The following is a 13,240-nucleotide window of genomic DNA, read 5'->3' as shown; positions in this document are numbered from 1 at the left end:
ACCAATTCTCATTGTTGTGCAGTCAAATAGGATACATAGCAGAGTTGTTTAATTGTGGAGTAGGTAAGAGAAGTAATAAATTTACACAAAGCACTCTCAAGCAAAGCAATAGTATCGTATATTTTATTGCGCAAAATGTTCTGTTTTACATACAACCAAAGCCTCTCGACAGTCAGGTGAATATGGAGGTAGGTATATAATCTCAATATTTTTAGGTACCTTTAAATTTTTTGACTTATGCCAACTAGCACAGTCCATAACGAGAAAAGCCTTTCGTGTCCCCAGATATTGCGACATTTGCTCAAGAAATACATTCATGCAATCAGTATTAACGTTTGGTGCAAGCAAACTGGAACTTTCTCCATTTTCAGGGTTAACTGCACTGTAAAGATAAAAATTATGCCTACCTAATTTTATTTTAACCCGAGTCCTAGTGCCTTTTTTAAACCACCCGTGTCCAACTTTTGAATGTGTGCCAAACCGCGATTCATCGAAGAAAAACAGCTCTTTTTCAGGATACTTGCCAATAACTTCGTTGAGATTTTTTTTTGAATTCCTCTTGTTTTCTTTTATCTTGTACATTGTGTACTGGTCTTGGTGTAATATAAGAGAATTTCATCTTTTGCATATAGCGGTGTACTGTAGATTTGCTAATATTTAAGCCGAACTTTTCCTGGATTCTTATTCTCATTTCTTTAATGGTAATATTAGGATTTTCTCCTACCCATGCTTCAACTTGCTGTAGTTGAGCCTGATTTAATTTAGTTTTTCTACGCCGTTGTGGAGGAGCAAACAATTTTTCTTCTCTGCCTAATTTCAAGAGTTTTATCCACGAAGTTAGTGCGCTTCTTGAAATGCAATATATTTTTGCTACAGCCGTTATACTATGCTTTTTTGCTGCAATTACAGCATTTAGTTTTTTTGCAACATATGCATTGTTCCTTACTTTCTTCAGCATTTTTTTTGCTGATTTTACTACTTCTTCATCCAATAATTTTGATCTTAGTGCCATTTATACCTCGACTATTTCACTTATTTCATTATGGCTTGTCTTCTATTATTGTCTATCTGTTTGCCGTGTAATGGGAATTGGTATTAATACATAAGCTTTACTGATATCTTCCAAAGTCTCGATCAAAAAGCTCTGTTTCTCCGTTAGCTAATGTCAGCACTATAACTCTTACTTTCTGTCCTTTCATTTTATTTTTTAGCTTTTCATTTTCTAATATAAAATCAAAATCTAATTCTCCAGATAAAATTTGTTCCCATAGCTTGCTATAATTTCTTTTTTGCAAGCGAAAAATAAAATCTACTCCCAAATCATAATTTTTGAAGATAGCTAGGCTCTGTGGACAAAATTTTAGAGAAGCCATATGAGAGCTCCAACAAAATTTAGAAATCCCATGTAAACCTCTGCGGTCTTGTCAAATCTGGAAAAAATGCGCCTAAAATTTTTAATTTTACCGAAAAAGCACTCAATCAAATGACGTTCTTTATAAATATGCTCATCATAGTATCTTTGCACTTTTCGATTCCTTTTTGATGGAATTACGATTTCACATTTCCTGTTTTCAAGGCTGACCACAAAAGCATTGCTGTCATAACCCTTATCAGCTACTACAATGGAGTTATAGACATTTTTTGTAATACTTCAGCTTGTGTAATTTCATTCCTCTGGCCAGGAGTAAGTATAAATTTTAAAGGATTTCCCAATGCATCAACAAGTGCATGAATTTTAGTCGTAAAGCCACCTTTACTTCGCCCTAAAGCCTCTTGATCCTTCGAATCTTTTGTATATCCAGCCGAACATGGATGGGCTCTAATGATCGTACCGTCGATTATGACGGCTTCTAAATCTGGCTCTTGTTTTGTGTACTCCAATAAATTTTTCCAAATACCCCTTTCGCACCATCTCTTAAATCGTTTGTGTATACTTCTGTAATTGCCATAGATTTTCGGCAAAAGTCGCCATTGGCAACCACTTCGCGCCATATACCACACTGCTTCTATGAATATTCTTAAACGTTTTTCGTCTTTACTATGCATTCCTTTTATGCCTTTTATGAATTCTAAAATTTGTTTCCAATTTCTTTCTTTTATATAATATTCCATTCGGTAGTTTCTCCATTTTTATGTTCATTTGGTTAAACTACCACTTTTTTTCTCCCTCTTCATATTTTTTGTCCACAGAGCCTAGTTTCTGTATTTATTTTAAATTGAAGAAAGCTCAAATGAAAGATCGTGTTTTGCTAAAATCACAGAATGCAGTCTGGTTACATTACTCTAGCTATACGCAACAACTTTACTTTCAACGATTTTATTAGCAATAATACGACTTTCACAATCAATATTTATTATATCAGATAGTGAATTAATATCAGTGTAACTATCAAAACTTTCCATTGTTGATTCCACTATCTCTACTATTTTTAAAAAGCCAATTCGTGACTTCAAAAATTCATTAACAGCTATTTCATTTGCAGCATTGAGCACAATACTGTTTGTTTGTGGAGCAGAAGAGTTTAACACTGCCATGCTAAGCTTTAGCGCAGGAAAACGCTTATGGTCTGGTTCTTGAAAGGTCAATTTTCCTTGCTTTGTTAAATCTAATTTACGATTTAAAGCTGATCTTTCCGGCCAAGACAAAGTATATGAAATAGGAATTGCCATGTCAGTTTCTGCAAGCACAGCAAAGTTGAACCCATCCTTATAAGTTACAATTCCATGTACTATTGACTCAGGATGCACTATTGCTTCAATTTTATCCGGGCTGATGTTAAACAAGTTATGTGCTTCTATTATCTCTAGTGCCTTATTCATCATTGTTGCGCTATCAACCGAGATTTTCTTTCCCATATTCCAAGTGGGGTGACTAAGCGCCCTATCTACCATAACATTTCTTAATTGCTCAAGGCTATAATTTAAGAATGGTCCACCAGAAGCAGTAAGTATGATCTTTTCTACGCATTTGTCGTCATTTTGCAAAATTTGAAAAATTGCATTGTGTTCAGAGTCGATAGGGATTATTTGTACGTTTTTTTCTTTAGCTTTTTTGAGTAATAACTTTCCACCGCAAACAATGCTTTCTTTGTTCGCTAGTGCAATGACTTTAGTGCCACTTTCTATGACTTCTATAACTGGCCCAAGGCCTGCAATACCAACTATTGCAATAACTGAGAGATCAACGGGTAGGGAAGCAACATTTACTAGACCTTCAGCGCCAATTGCTATTTTTACATCTGTACCAAGTAGGTTTTCTCTTAAATCTTTGTAAAACTTTTCATCGGAGATAGCAACATATTTTGCATTCAGCAGCTTTGCTTGGTGTGCCAGTAGAGCAAAGTTCGAATGGGCACTTAGTGCTTCCACTTGGTATTCTTCTTTTCTCTTTGAGAGCAAATCTACAGTCTTTTTTCCAACACTTCCTGTTGACCCTAAAACTGAAACCTTTTTCACTAAGACAAACTCATGTTAATTATAACAACAGCAACTTTTCTTATTAGGCCTTCTCGCATACTATTCAGCAGTTTTTAAGCGTTTAACCAAGTTCATGCCCGTGGTCATCGCCAACAGATGGTGAAGGACCAGGTGAAAAAGATTGACCATGGTGATCACCTGCATCATGCATGTCTTGCAAACCATCAGCATTATGAGCTATTTCGTTATTGGCATGAGGGTAATCATCTGAGTGATGTCCATCATCACCATGAGCCATATCCATTCCTTCTGATGGCATATCTTCCCCACCTCCACCTGAAAAATGTTCTCCAAGGCTTTCAAGAAATTTTATGCCAAGCATATTACCTGATTTTCCAAACAGTGTTACTAGACTACTGCCACTCACCAAACTTTCAAACACGTTACTATAAGCAGCAATCGCCCCTTCATGAAAGTTGAATAACCATTTCATTCCATCCACGACTGTTGAAACAGAGTCACTATGACCAAGACCAAAACCACTTTTCTCACCAGCGGCTTCTTGGTGTTGCTGCTGTGCTTGCCATTCTGCAATATTTGGACCTTGAGCTTCACTCATAAATTTTTACTCTCAACCTTAAGCTATTATTTTATCACAAATATTGCAAAATATCAATAGAGCTTTTGAATATAGCTAATACAAACAATTTCTATCATCTTATATAGGACCCAGTTTGAAAAAAATCCGAATTCCAATGTCTGCTACCTTATATAACGAATGAATTTTTTTATATATTCGTTATTAGTATTTTGTATTCCCTGAACAGTTCCATGGGAAATGATCTCCCCTTCATATAATACTGCTATTTTATCAGCTATTTTAAATGCGCTATGAATATCATGTGTAATCGTGATAATTGTAGGGTTAAAGTCTTTAGATAATTTTATTATTATCTCGTTTACTATATCTGACATAATTGGGTCCAATCCTGAAGTTGGTTCATCCAAAATAATGATTTCTGGATTGTGTGCAATCGCCCTTGCAAGTGCTACTCTTTTTTTCATTCCGCCTGATAGCTCTATTGGAAACATATCTGCTATGTTTTCCTCCAGTCCAACATCATTTAATTTCTCGATTGTTAGCTGTTTTGCCTCCTTTTTGCTGATATTAAAGCGCTTTTTATAATTAAAAGATATATTTTCCCACACTGTAACGTAGTCAAATAAAGCGGAATTTTGAAATAAAACCCCAAATTTATTTTTGCTTTTACTATTTATTTTAACAGACCCTGAGTCTGGCGCCAGCAAGCCAATGATTGTTTTTGTTAATACAGACTTGCCGCTCCCTGAGCCGCCAAGTATGACTAATGATTCCCCTTTCGATATATCAAAATTTAGATCTTTTAGTACTGTCCTATCATCAAAAGATAAGCTTAAGTTCAATATTGATATTATGGGGTTACGCATGTATCAAAGTAATCATGTAGTTTGCTAAAATGATCAGCATGGACGATAAAACAACAGTTGATGTTGTAGCAACACCTACTCCTCGTGCACCTTCTTTGCAATGGTAACCGTAATAGCAACTTGAGACAGAAATTATTGCGCCAAATGCAGTTGCTTTTATTAGCCCAGTTATAAAATCGTACGTATTAAAGAACTGAGCTGTGTGTTTAATGTATATATTTAAATTGTGGTTAAATTCGAAGACTGCAGTGATACATCCTCCAAATATTCCTATTAAATCTGCACATACTGTAAGTATGGGAAATACTATGATTGACGCTAAAATCCTTGGTGCAATTAAATATTTAAAAGGGTTGATATTCAAAGTTGTAAGTGCATCTATTTGCTCGGTGATGCGCATTGTACCAATTTCTGCTGCAACTGATGATCCAACCTTTCCTACCATTATTAAGCTGATCAAAACTGGTCCTAACTCTTTAATGACAGTGATCGTAACAAGTTTGGGTATTATCTGCTCTTGGTTAATTAATGAGTCACTCAAGCTGCTTTGTAAAACTATCGCCGCTCCTATGAAAACTCCAGCAAGCCCAACAATTGGCAGAGAGAAAAAGCCTATCTCTATAATTTGTCTTGCTACGTTGCTAAAATAATATGGCGGCACAAGGCAGTGGTATAGAGATTGAATAAAAAATATGAATGCACTACCAAGCCTTAACAAAAAATTGATAAAGTACCTACCAATTATTCTAACACTATTTATATCAAAAAAGCTCACTTTGTATTCATTTTAGCTAGAGTTACTGATTTTATTAAAATTTTTATTAACTTTATCGCAAAGTATAGCTGAGATATGTTTTAAGTTCAATAGCTAACGTAACTTTACCTTATATCGCACACAACTATACGAACGTTTATCTTTCTGAAAGCAATTTGCATAGCAAATGATGTCATTCCAGCGCGTGACGCTGGAATCCAGTTTCTACACAATTTAATCAAAACGCTGTATGATATGTTTTTTGTAATCAAGTTTCCTGGATCCCAGTGTCTGGGCACTGGGATGACACCATTGTGCTTGAGGTAAAATTGACTCCAGAATTTAATGGACTGCCTGCAAAAGCAAATGTTTGTATAAATTGCAAGCTTCGCAAGAAGGATTTATAACTTAAATTACATAAGCAAACCTTACTTATTTTACTATCCCTGTTTACTTCCTGTAAAAAACATGTTACTAATGAATTGAATTTTGTAGTAGAATGGAGGAAGTTTTGGCAGTTCCAAAAAGAAAAAAGTCAAAGTCAAGGCGTAATATGCATCGTTCTCATCATGCTATCCAGCCTAAGAATGTTGTGGTATGTTCAACAACTGGGGAATTCATGTTGCCTCACAATGTAGCAGTCGATGGCAGTTACAAAGGGAAACGAGTTTTCATTAAGCAACAGGCAGAATGACTATTATGATATGTTATCTACGGTCAATAATAATATAGTTATTGCACTTGACGCTATGGGGGGCGATTTTGCGCCTCTTTCCGTAATTCAGGGTGCTGGTTTTTTTTTAGACAACCTTGTTGACTCAGGCATTAAAGTTTTTTTTCATATTTATGGAGATAAGGAAGAAGTATCTCCTTTGCTTTTGAAATATAAAAAAGTAAGTAACAATTCTGAATTTACTCATTGTTCTGACAATATTCTTGCAAATGATAAGCCATCTTTTGCACTGAGACATCGTAAAGACTCAAGTATGAAAGCTGCAATTGTTGCAGTGAAAGAAGGTAAAGCTTTCGGAGTGGTATCTTCAGGCAACACCGGAGCGTTGATGGCAATTTCCAGATTTGTTTTAGGAACATTACCAAATATTTATCGTCCTGCTATTGTCTCTATCTGTCCAACTAAGACAAAAAGCTTCGCTTTGCTTGACCTTGGTGCAAATGTCGATTGTAATGCCGATTCGTTATTCCAATTTGCATTAATGGGAAGCATATTTGCAAAAGTAGCGCTAAAAATTGACAATCCTGAGGTTGCTTTGCTGAATATCGGCACAGAAGAGGTGAAAGGTACTGACTCAGTGCGCGGCGCTTTTGAGTTGCTTAAAAACGCTCCAGGCATTAATTTCAAAGGGTATATAGAGGCAAGTGAATTTTTAGAGGGTAATATAGATGTGATTGTTGCTGATGGTTTTGTTGGCAATGTAATGCTCAAAACGGCTGAGGCAACCGCTAGTACCTTTATCAATCTAATAAAGCAGGAAGTACTGAGCTCATGGGCAACAAAGATGCTTGTTGGTATATTGTTAAAATCTAAACTAAATAAAGCATTAACGCGTTTTAATCCCAAAATTAGAAGTGGAGCTATGTTTTTAGGGCTGAATGGTATCATCATTAAAAGTCATGGAAATTCTGATGCTATTTCTTTTGCCCATGCTATAAAATTTGCAGTAAATGCAATTAGTGAAAATTTAAATCAAAAGATAATTAACGGGGTAAGTCATATTGAATAAAAGTTTCATATTAAGCACTGGATCTTACCTACCAAGAAAAACGTTGAGTAACAACGAAATTGCATCGATAGTTGAGACAAGCGATGAATGGATAAGGCAGAGAACAGGAATAGTTCAAAGGCATATAGCAGATGAAGGAGAATTAACGTCAGATCTAGCTGTAAATGCAGCAAAAAGTGCTATAGAAAAAGCTAAAATTTCAGTGGATGAAATTGATTTAATTGTAGTTGCAACAACAACACCTGATAAAACTTTGCCTAGCTGTGCAACGATTGTACAAAGTAAGTTAAAATGTAAAAATGCATTTTCTTTTGATGTACAAGCAGCATGCTCTGGTTTTATATATGCAGTTACAGTTGCTGATTCGCTCATAAAATCTAACAATAGAATTAAATATGCGCTCGTTATTGGTGCTGAAATAATGTCTAGGATTGTTGACTGGGAAGATAGGTCAACTTGTGTACTCTTTGGTGATGGTGCTGGTGCAGTAATAATGAAATCAGCATGTCATTTTAACGTCATTCCAACAAATGATGCTGATACTTGGGTGGCAGAGAAGGGGGTTACAAAAGGTATAATTTCAACTAGCCTATATTCTGATGGCAATGTGAACATATTATGTACGAACGGAGGGATATCCTCAACTGGTGATTCTGGAAAAATATGCATGAATGGAAGAGAAGTGTTTAAACATGCAGTGGATAAGTTAACAGCCTCAGTAGAGGAAACTCTGAAATGCAATAATTTGAAAATCACTGATATTGACTGGTTAATTCCTCATCAAGCAAACATTCGTATTATTGAAGCAGTAGTAAAGAAATTAGATTTTCCTATAGAGAAAGTGATTAATACCGTTGATAAGCATGCAAACACCTCAGCGGCATCAATTCCACTAGCCTTAGATTATGCAATACAAGAATCAAAAATAAAATCAGGAAACCTGGCACTGCTGATTGCAATAGGTGCAGGTCTCACATGGGGTTCCGTGTTGCTGCGCTATTAGACTTCCTGCATTATACCTGTAATGGTCTTACTCCTTTTGAATTTATATGTTCTCAGTGCTCCTGAATTGTTTATACTAAATCCTTACCATCACACTCTGGGACTGTACATCTAAGTTAAGATACAAAAAACCTACTTGACAAACTCCGCCAGCCCCCTTATCATGAAACTGAAGGTATTCAGTTATCTTCATCTGTGCAGATTAAACAGCAAGAAAACAACGTAGTTGGCGTCTTATTTTTAATTTTTTGCACTATGTGCACCTTATGTCTTCACAACATTTCTGGGTTTTTACCTATATAAGCTGAAAAGCGCTTATAAAGCGTTTAAGACATCACCCAACGTCAAATTTTAAAATAAAGAGTGGAATAACTAGCTACTCCGGGGATTCTTTGTCTTTTTTTTCTGCCTGGTAAATTTCTTAAACATTAAAGCTAAGGTTAGTTGCATTTAAAAGCAGCTGAATCGCGGTTATTAAACGTTTAAAACATAAAAAAACGCCAATACTGAAAATAGACAATGACCAGGGCTTCTTTTGCCTTTTTTTTCATTTGGTAAATTTCTTAAATATTTATGGCTAAAGATTGCACGAATGTTGCAATTACAAAAACGATTTCTACTAGGCTCTGTGGACAAAAAATATGAAGAGGGAGAAAAAAAGTGGTAGTTTAACCAAATGAACATAAAAATGGAGAAACTACCGAATGGAATATTATATAAAAGAAAGAAATTGGAAACAAATTTTAGAATTCATAAAAGGCATAAAAGGAATGCATAGTAAAGACGAAAAACGTTTAAGAATATTCATAGAAGCAGTGTGGTATATGGCGCGAAGTGGTTGCCAATGGCGACTTTTGCCGAAAATCTATGGCAATTACAGAAGTATACACAAACGATTTAAGAGATGGTGCGAAAGGGGTATTTGGAAAAATTTATTGGAGTACACAAAACAAGAGCCAGATTTAGAAGCCGTCATAATCGACGGTACGATCATTAGAGCCCATCCATGTTCGGCTGGATATACAAAAGATTCGAAGGATCAAGAGGCTTTAGGGCGAAGTAAAGGTGGCTTTACGACTAAAATTCATGCACTTGTTGATGCATTGGGAAATCCTTTAAAATTTATACTTACTCCTGGCCAGAAGAATGAAATTACACAAGCTGAAGTATTAACAAAAAATGTCTATAACTCCTCATTGTAGTAGCTGATAAGGGTTATGACAGCAATGCTTTTGTGGTCAGCCTTGAAAACAGGAAATGTGAAATCGTAATTCCATCAAAAAGGAATCGAAAAGTGCAAAGATACTATGATGAGCATATTTATAAAGAACGTCATTTGATTGAGTGCTTTTTCGGTAAAATTAAAAATTTTAGGCGCATTTTTTCCAGATTTGACAAGACCGCAGAGGTTTACATGGGATTTCTAAATTTTGTTGGAGCTCTCATATGGCTTCTCTAAAATTTTGTCCACAGAGCCTAGGGTGTCATCCCAGTGCCCAGACACTGGGATCCAGGAAAGTTTGCTTGTAAACTAACATAGAAAGTGGTTACAACGTTCTTGATTACGTTAAATTAAAAACTGGATCCCAGTGTCAGCTACTTGAATGACATCATAGGGGCGCTGGCCCTGACAACCGTCATCCCGCTGCTTGTTAGCGGGATCTATGTTAAGAGATACCGCGGCGGTATGACGTAGTACTGCTGTCATTCCAGTCTGGAATCCAACTTTTTCATAATCATCAAAACGTTATATTTTAACATAAAACGGCTACTTTTATACTTAATAAAATTCCTGGATCCCAGTTCTGGGCGCTGGAATGACACCGTCACAGGGTGAACCAGCGTCATACACACATCCCTTTGGTGACAATGTTTGTTGATGTAAGATTATACCTTGAAAAAATTAAGTTTTAGTGCTATTAAATAGTTGTAAATTTTGTCTCTGTGGTAGCTTTATGAATGTTGAAAGTAAGAAAATACATGATACTAAAATAAAATTACCAATATTTCTTGATTATCAATCTACTACTAAAGTGGATCCCCGTGTTTTGGAGGTAATGATACCTTATTTTGGTGAATTTAGTAATGCACACTCTCGCAGCCATTCATTTGGTTGGACTGCTGAAGAAGCAGTGGAAAGAGCAAGGAAACACATCGCTGATCTGGTGAACGCAGATAGCAAAGAAATTATCTTTACCTCAGGTGCAACTGAGTCAAATAATACAGCAATCAAGGGCGTTGCTCACTTTTACAAAAATAAAGGAAATCATATAATAACTGTCTGCACGGAGCATAAGTGTGTTCTGGATTCTTGTCGGCATCTGGAAAATGAAGGCTTTAAAGTTACATATTTGCCTGTTAAGCAAAACGGAATTATAGATTTATTAAAGCTTGAGGAAGCAATTACTGATAAAACAATCCTGGTTTCAGTGATGATGGTAAATAATGAAATCGGAGTAATTCAGCCTGTAAAGGAGATTGGTAAAATATGCAGAAAGCATAATATATTTTTCCATACAGATGCAGCTCAAAGCTTTGGAAAAGTTCCAATTGATGTTAATGAGATGTGCATCGATCTTATGAGTCTCTCTAGCCACAAAATTTATGGACCTATGGGAATGGGCGCATTATATGTCCGTAGAAAGAATCCTCGTGTTAGGCTGATACCATTGATTAGTGGTGGTGGACAAGAAAGAGGTATGCGTTCTGGAACAATTCCAACACCTCTTGCAGTTGGTTTTGGTGAAGCGGCACGTATTGCTAAAGAAGAAATGGAACCAGAAGCAAGCAAATTGGAAGGACTGAGAGATATTTTGTACAATAAGATAAAAGAAGCATTTCCTGATATCGTTTTAAATGGTGACTATGAAAATAGGATTCCTGGCAATCTAAACTTGAGCTTTCCCTATGTTGAGGGTGAGTCTCTTATCATGGCAATCAAGGATTTAGCAGTAAGTTCTGGTTCTGCGTGCACGTCTGCGTCTCTTGAGCCTTCCTATGTCATACGGTCGCTAAATAATGGTCATGACCTTGAGCATTCATCAATTAGATTTGGCCTAGGCCGATTTACAACTAAAGAAGAAGTTTTGTACGCAGCAGATCTTGTTGCTAAAAATGTTGGCCGATTGAGAGAAATGAGCCCACTTTGGGAGATGGTACAAGAAGGAGTAGATTTGAACACCGTGAAATGGGACTTTCATTAAATATATCCATTCAGCGAGTCCAACTGCAAATGCACTTTGAAATTACTCTGTAACCATTCACACTTAATTCTGCAATTCTTTGATCTCACTCATAGCTGTACGAACATTCGTTTTTGAAGGTAAATTGCACAGCAAATGGTGTCATTCCAGTGCTTGACACTGGAATCCAGAAATTTTGCTTATAACTGAGCTGATGAGCTAAAGGTAGTTGTCTTACGCTAAAACAAACGTTTTTAATTAAGTTGCATAGAAGCTGGATCCCAGACTGGGATGACACCCTCCTGATGGGCCAAAATCACAACGTTCGTACAGTTGTGGATACCGTGACGGTATGACGGTTCGCGGCGGTATAATGACTCGTCATCCCGCTTTGTTAGCGCCGCGGCGGTATGACGGTTAAGTACGTGTTAGCGGCTAATAGATACCGCGGCGGCATGACGTAGAGCTCGCATTAGCTATAAGATTAGCTAACATTCTGCACATCCATAAAAAACAAACCTTCTTTTTCGTCTTGAACGCTAATAATAGTGTGAGTGTTAAGAGGTAAAGGGTCATTTGTATGTCCATGGCCTACTCCTTTCATTGTAAATACAGGAAAGTTAACACTTTTTGCAAACCTTTCTTTTACAACTTCAACAAGATTATCATTATAACAGTTAACAAAATCCCCAAAGATTACTGCATGCACTCCATCAAAAATGTGAGCTTGTTTTAGGTGATCTAAACTGCGCTCTATTGCGTATGGGTAAACTCTTATGTCCTCTAAAAATAGAATTTTACCTTTTGCATTTATTTGCCAAGTAGTTCCTATACTATTTTCAACTAAAGTCATATTACCACCGATGACTTTAGACTCTAATTTGCCATCTTTTAGTCTAATGCCATTGTTTATCATCTTTAGGTTATCAAATCTGATAGAATCCCGCTTGCTAAGAATTAACTCTTTCAATTTTTCAACAGAGCTTTCAGAAACGGAGCTATTTACTATCATTTCCAACATGGTGCCGTGAAGAGTTTGCCAATCATATTTAGCTTGTAGATAGATGTGCAAGGCAGTTATATCGCTATAGCCTATGAGGATTTTTTTGTTTTGAGCAATCCTTTCTTTTTTATCATTGGGTAACTTTTCTAGATAGGGAATTAACCGAGAAGCCCCTTCTCCTCCTCTGATACACCAAATTATTTTACTATCATTAGTTAGTGCACTAACCAGATCATTTGCTCTGAATTCATCAGAGTTGGAATAAAATGGATTGTCATTACTATATATTTTTTCCGAAATATGGGGATTAAAATCCGAAGCTTCTACATATTCTTTTATAGTAGTCAGATCTGATTCTTTTCCCTTGGAAGAAGGAGCAATAATATCAACTCGGTCGATTGCATGAATACCTGTGTTAGCACCATAGCTGTACGAACATTCATTTTTGAAGACAGCAAATGGTGTCATTCCAGTGCTTGACACTGGAATCCAGAAATTTTGCTTATAACTGAGCTGATGAGCTAAAGGTAGTTGTCTTACGCTAAAACAAACGTTTTTAATTAAGTTGCATAGAAGCTGGATCCCAGTGTCTGGGCACTGGGATGACACCTCACTGGTGGGAATTGCTCCCAAACTACAACGTTCGTACAGTTGTGTGTTAGCACATAAAGTG

At 36.3% G+C, this 13,240-nt stretch carries 14 protein-coding genes and 4 pseudogenes; 6 read left to right on the top strand and 12 right to left on the bottom strand.

Annotated elements, in window-relative coordinates:
- Positions 1-8: 8 nt before the first annotated feature.
- The 3 pseudogenes from ACWHVF_RS07455 to ACWHVF_RS07445 form a co-directional block, all read right to left on the bottom strand.
- Positions 9-1,012: pseudogene (locus ACWHVF_RS07455) on the bottom strand (IS630 family transposase).
- Positions 1,013-1,096: 84 nt separating this feature from the next.
- A pseudogene (locus tag ACWHVF_RS07450) lies at positions 1,097-1,328 on the bottom strand (IS4-like element ISWosp8 family transposase); the annotation flags it as partial.
- Between the two features lie 32 nt (positions 1,329-1,360).
- Positions 1,361-2,112: pseudogene (locus ACWHVF_RS07445) on the bottom strand (IS5 family transposase).
- A gap of 20 nt (positions 2,113-2,132) precedes the next feature.
- Here ACWHVF_RS07445 and ACWHVF_RS07440 point away from each other — a divergent pair.
- Positions 2,133-2,324 carry a hypothetical protein gene (locus tag ACWHVF_RS07440; protein ID WP_447933293.1) on the top strand — a complete coding sequence of 64 codons (192 nt, stop codon included), beginning with the start codon at positions 2,133-2,135 and terminating at the stop codon, positions 2,322-2,324.
- Here the strand turns inward: ACWHVF_RS07440 and dxr are convergent.
- The 4 genes from dxr to ACWHVF_RS07420 form a co-directional block, all read right to left on the bottom strand.
- Positions 2,284-3,456, bottom strand: a complete 1,173-nt coding sequence (gene dxr, locus ACWHVF_RS07435; protein WP_064125018.1) for a 1-deoxy-D-xylulose-5-phosphate reductoisomerase — start codon at positions 3,454-3,456, stop codon at positions 2,284-2,286. The genes ACWHVF_RS07440 and dxr overlap by 41 nt on opposite strands.
- An 82-nt stretch (positions 3,457-3,538) precedes the next feature.
- Positions 3,539-4,036: a hypothetical protein gene (locus ACWHVF_RS07430; protein WP_064125019.1), complete on the bottom strand. Its 498-nt coding sequence runs from the start codon at positions 4,034-4,036 to the stop codon at positions 3,539-3,541.
- 143 nt (positions 4,037-4,179) lie between these two features.
- The gene (locus ACWHVF_RS07425; protein ID WP_064125020.1) at positions 4,180-4,884 is read right to left on the bottom strand and encodes an ABC transporter ATP-binding protein; all 705 of its coding nucleotides are present in this window, start codon (positions 4,882-4,884) and stop codon (positions 4,180-4,182) included.
- Positions 4,877-5,659 (bottom strand): MlaE family ABC transporter permease, encoded by a 783-nt coding sequence (locus ACWHVF_RS07420; RefSeq protein ID WP_064125021.1) that lies wholly within the window; start codon positions 5,657-5,659, stop codon positions 4,877-4,879. The genes ACWHVF_RS07425 and ACWHVF_RS07420 overlap by 8 nt, the downstream gene beginning before the upstream one ends.
- Positions 5,660-6,149: 490 nt before the next feature.
- Here ACWHVF_RS07420 and rpmF point away from each other — a divergent pair, with 490 nt between their 5' ends.
- From rpmF to ACWHVF_RS07405, 3 genes are read left to right on the top strand one after another with little or no spacing between them, the layout of a single operon-like run.
- Positions 6,150-6,332 carry a 50S ribosomal protein L32 gene (gene rpmF, locus ACWHVF_RS07415; RefSeq protein WP_082860917.1) on the top strand — a complete coding sequence of 61 codons (183 nt, stop codon included), beginning with the start codon at positions 6,150-6,152 and terminating at the stop codon, positions 6,330-6,332.
- A 10-nt stretch (positions 6,333-6,342) separates the two neighbouring features.
- Complete coding sequence (gene plsX, locus ACWHVF_RS07410) at positions 6,343-7,380, top strand: phosphate acyltransferase PlsX (protein WP_064125045.1); 1,038 nt, start codon at positions 6,343-6,345, stop codon at positions 7,378-7,380.
- The gene (locus tag ACWHVF_RS07405; RefSeq protein WP_064125022.1) at positions 7,373-8,383 is read left to right on the top strand and encodes a beta-ketoacyl-ACP synthase III; all 1,011 of its coding nucleotides are present in this window, start codon (positions 7,373-7,375) and stop codon (positions 8,381-8,383) included. The genes plsX and ACWHVF_RS07405 overlap by 8 nt, the downstream gene beginning before the upstream one ends.
- A gap of 473 nt (positions 8,384-8,856) precedes the next feature.
- Here the strand turns inward: ACWHVF_RS07405 and ACWHVF_RS07400 are convergent, their stop codons facing one another.
- Complete coding sequence (locus ACWHVF_RS07400; protein ID WP_447933292.1) at positions 8,857-9,066, bottom strand: hypothetical protein; 210 nt, start codon at positions 9,064-9,066, stop codon at positions 8,857-8,859.
- Between the two features lie 20 nt (positions 9,067-9,086).
- On the opposite strand from ACWHVF_RS07400, the pseudogene ACWHVF_RS07395 reads away from it, so the two are divergent.
- Positions 9,087-9,841 (top strand): annotated as a pseudogene (locus tag ACWHVF_RS07395) (IS5 family transposase).
- 108 nt (positions 9,842-9,949) lie between these two features.
- On the opposite strand, the gene ACWHVF_RS07390 reads toward ACWHVF_RS07395, so the two are convergent.
- The gene (locus ACWHVF_RS07390; RefSeq protein ID WP_156488187.1) at positions 9,950-10,090 is read right to left on the bottom strand and encodes a hypothetical protein; all 141 of its coding nucleotides are present in this window, start codon (positions 10,088-10,090) and stop codon (positions 9,950-9,952) included.
- On the bottom strand, positions 10,087-10,230 hold the full coding sequence (locus ACWHVF_RS07385) for a hypothetical protein (RefSeq protein ID WP_156488188.1): 144 nt from the start codon (positions 10,228-10,230) through the stop codon (positions 10,087-10,089). The genes ACWHVF_RS07390 and ACWHVF_RS07385 overlap by 4 nt, the downstream gene beginning before the upstream one ends.
- Positions 10,231-10,337: 107 nt before the next feature.
- Here ACWHVF_RS07385 and ACWHVF_RS07380 point away from each other — a divergent pair, with 107 nt between their 5' ends.
- On the top strand, positions 10,338-11,585 hold the full coding sequence (locus ACWHVF_RS07380) for an IscS subfamily cysteine desulfurase (protein WP_064125023.1): 1,248 nt from the start codon (positions 10,338-10,340) through the stop codon (positions 11,583-11,585).
- 85 nt (positions 11,586-11,670) lie between these two features.
- On the opposite strand, the gene ACWHVF_RS07375 is transcribed toward ACWHVF_RS07380, so the two are convergent.
- Both ACWHVF_RS07375 and ACWHVF_RS07370 read right to left on the bottom strand, forming a co-directional pair.
- Positions 11,671-11,862, bottom strand: coding sequence for a hypothetical protein (locus ACWHVF_RS07375; RefSeq protein ID WP_082860916.1), 192 nt, complete (start codon positions 11,860-11,862; stop codon positions 11,671-11,673).
- Between the two features lie 186 nt (positions 11,863-12,048).
- Complete coding sequence (locus ACWHVF_RS07370) at positions 12,049-13,035, bottom strand: LD-carboxypeptidase (protein WP_447933307.1); 987 nt, start codon at positions 13,033-13,035, stop codon at positions 12,049-12,051.
- Positions 13,036-13,240: the final 205 nt, after the last annotated feature.

This window comes from Wolbachia endosymbiont of Dactylopius coccus (assembly GCF_977011065.1).
This window is presented reverse-complemented; position numbering and strand designations above follow the sequence as displayed.

Coding starts and splice junctions, on each gene's coding strand:
- ACWHVF_RS07440 (WP_447933293.1), top strand. CDS start 2,133: ATGTTCATTTGGTTAAACTACCACTTTTTTTCTCCCTCTTCATATTTT.
- ACWHVF_RS07430 (WP_064125019.1), bottom strand. CDS start 4,036: ATGAGTGAAGCTCAAGGTCCAAATATTGCAGAATGGCAAGCACAGCAG.
- ACWHVF_RS07425 (WP_064125020.1), bottom strand. CDS start 4,884: ATGCGTAACCCCATAATATCAATATTGAACTTAAGCTTATCTTTTGAT.
- plsX (WP_064125045.1), top strand. CDS start 6,343: ATGTTATCTACGGTCAATAATAATATAGTTATTGCACTTGACGCTATG.
- ACWHVF_RS07400 (WP_447933292.1), bottom strand. CDS start 9,066: ATGTTCATTTGGTTAAACTACCACTTTTTTTCTCCCTCTTCATATTTT.
- ACWHVF_RS07390 (WP_156488187.1), bottom strand. CDS start 10,090: ATGACAGCAGTACTACGTCATACCGCCGCGGTATCTCTTAACATAGAT.
- ACWHVF_RS07385 (WP_156488188.1), bottom strand. CDS start 10,230: ATGACGCTGGTTCACCCTGTGACGGTGTCATTCCAGCGCCCAGAACTG.
- ACWHVF_RS07380 (WP_064125023.1), top strand. CDS start 10,338: ATGAATGTTGAAAGTAAGAAAATACATGATACTAAAATAAAATTACCA.
- ACWHVF_RS07370 (WP_447933307.1), bottom strand. CDS start 13,035: ATGACACCATTTGCTGTCTTCAAAAATGAATGTTCGTACAGCTATGGT.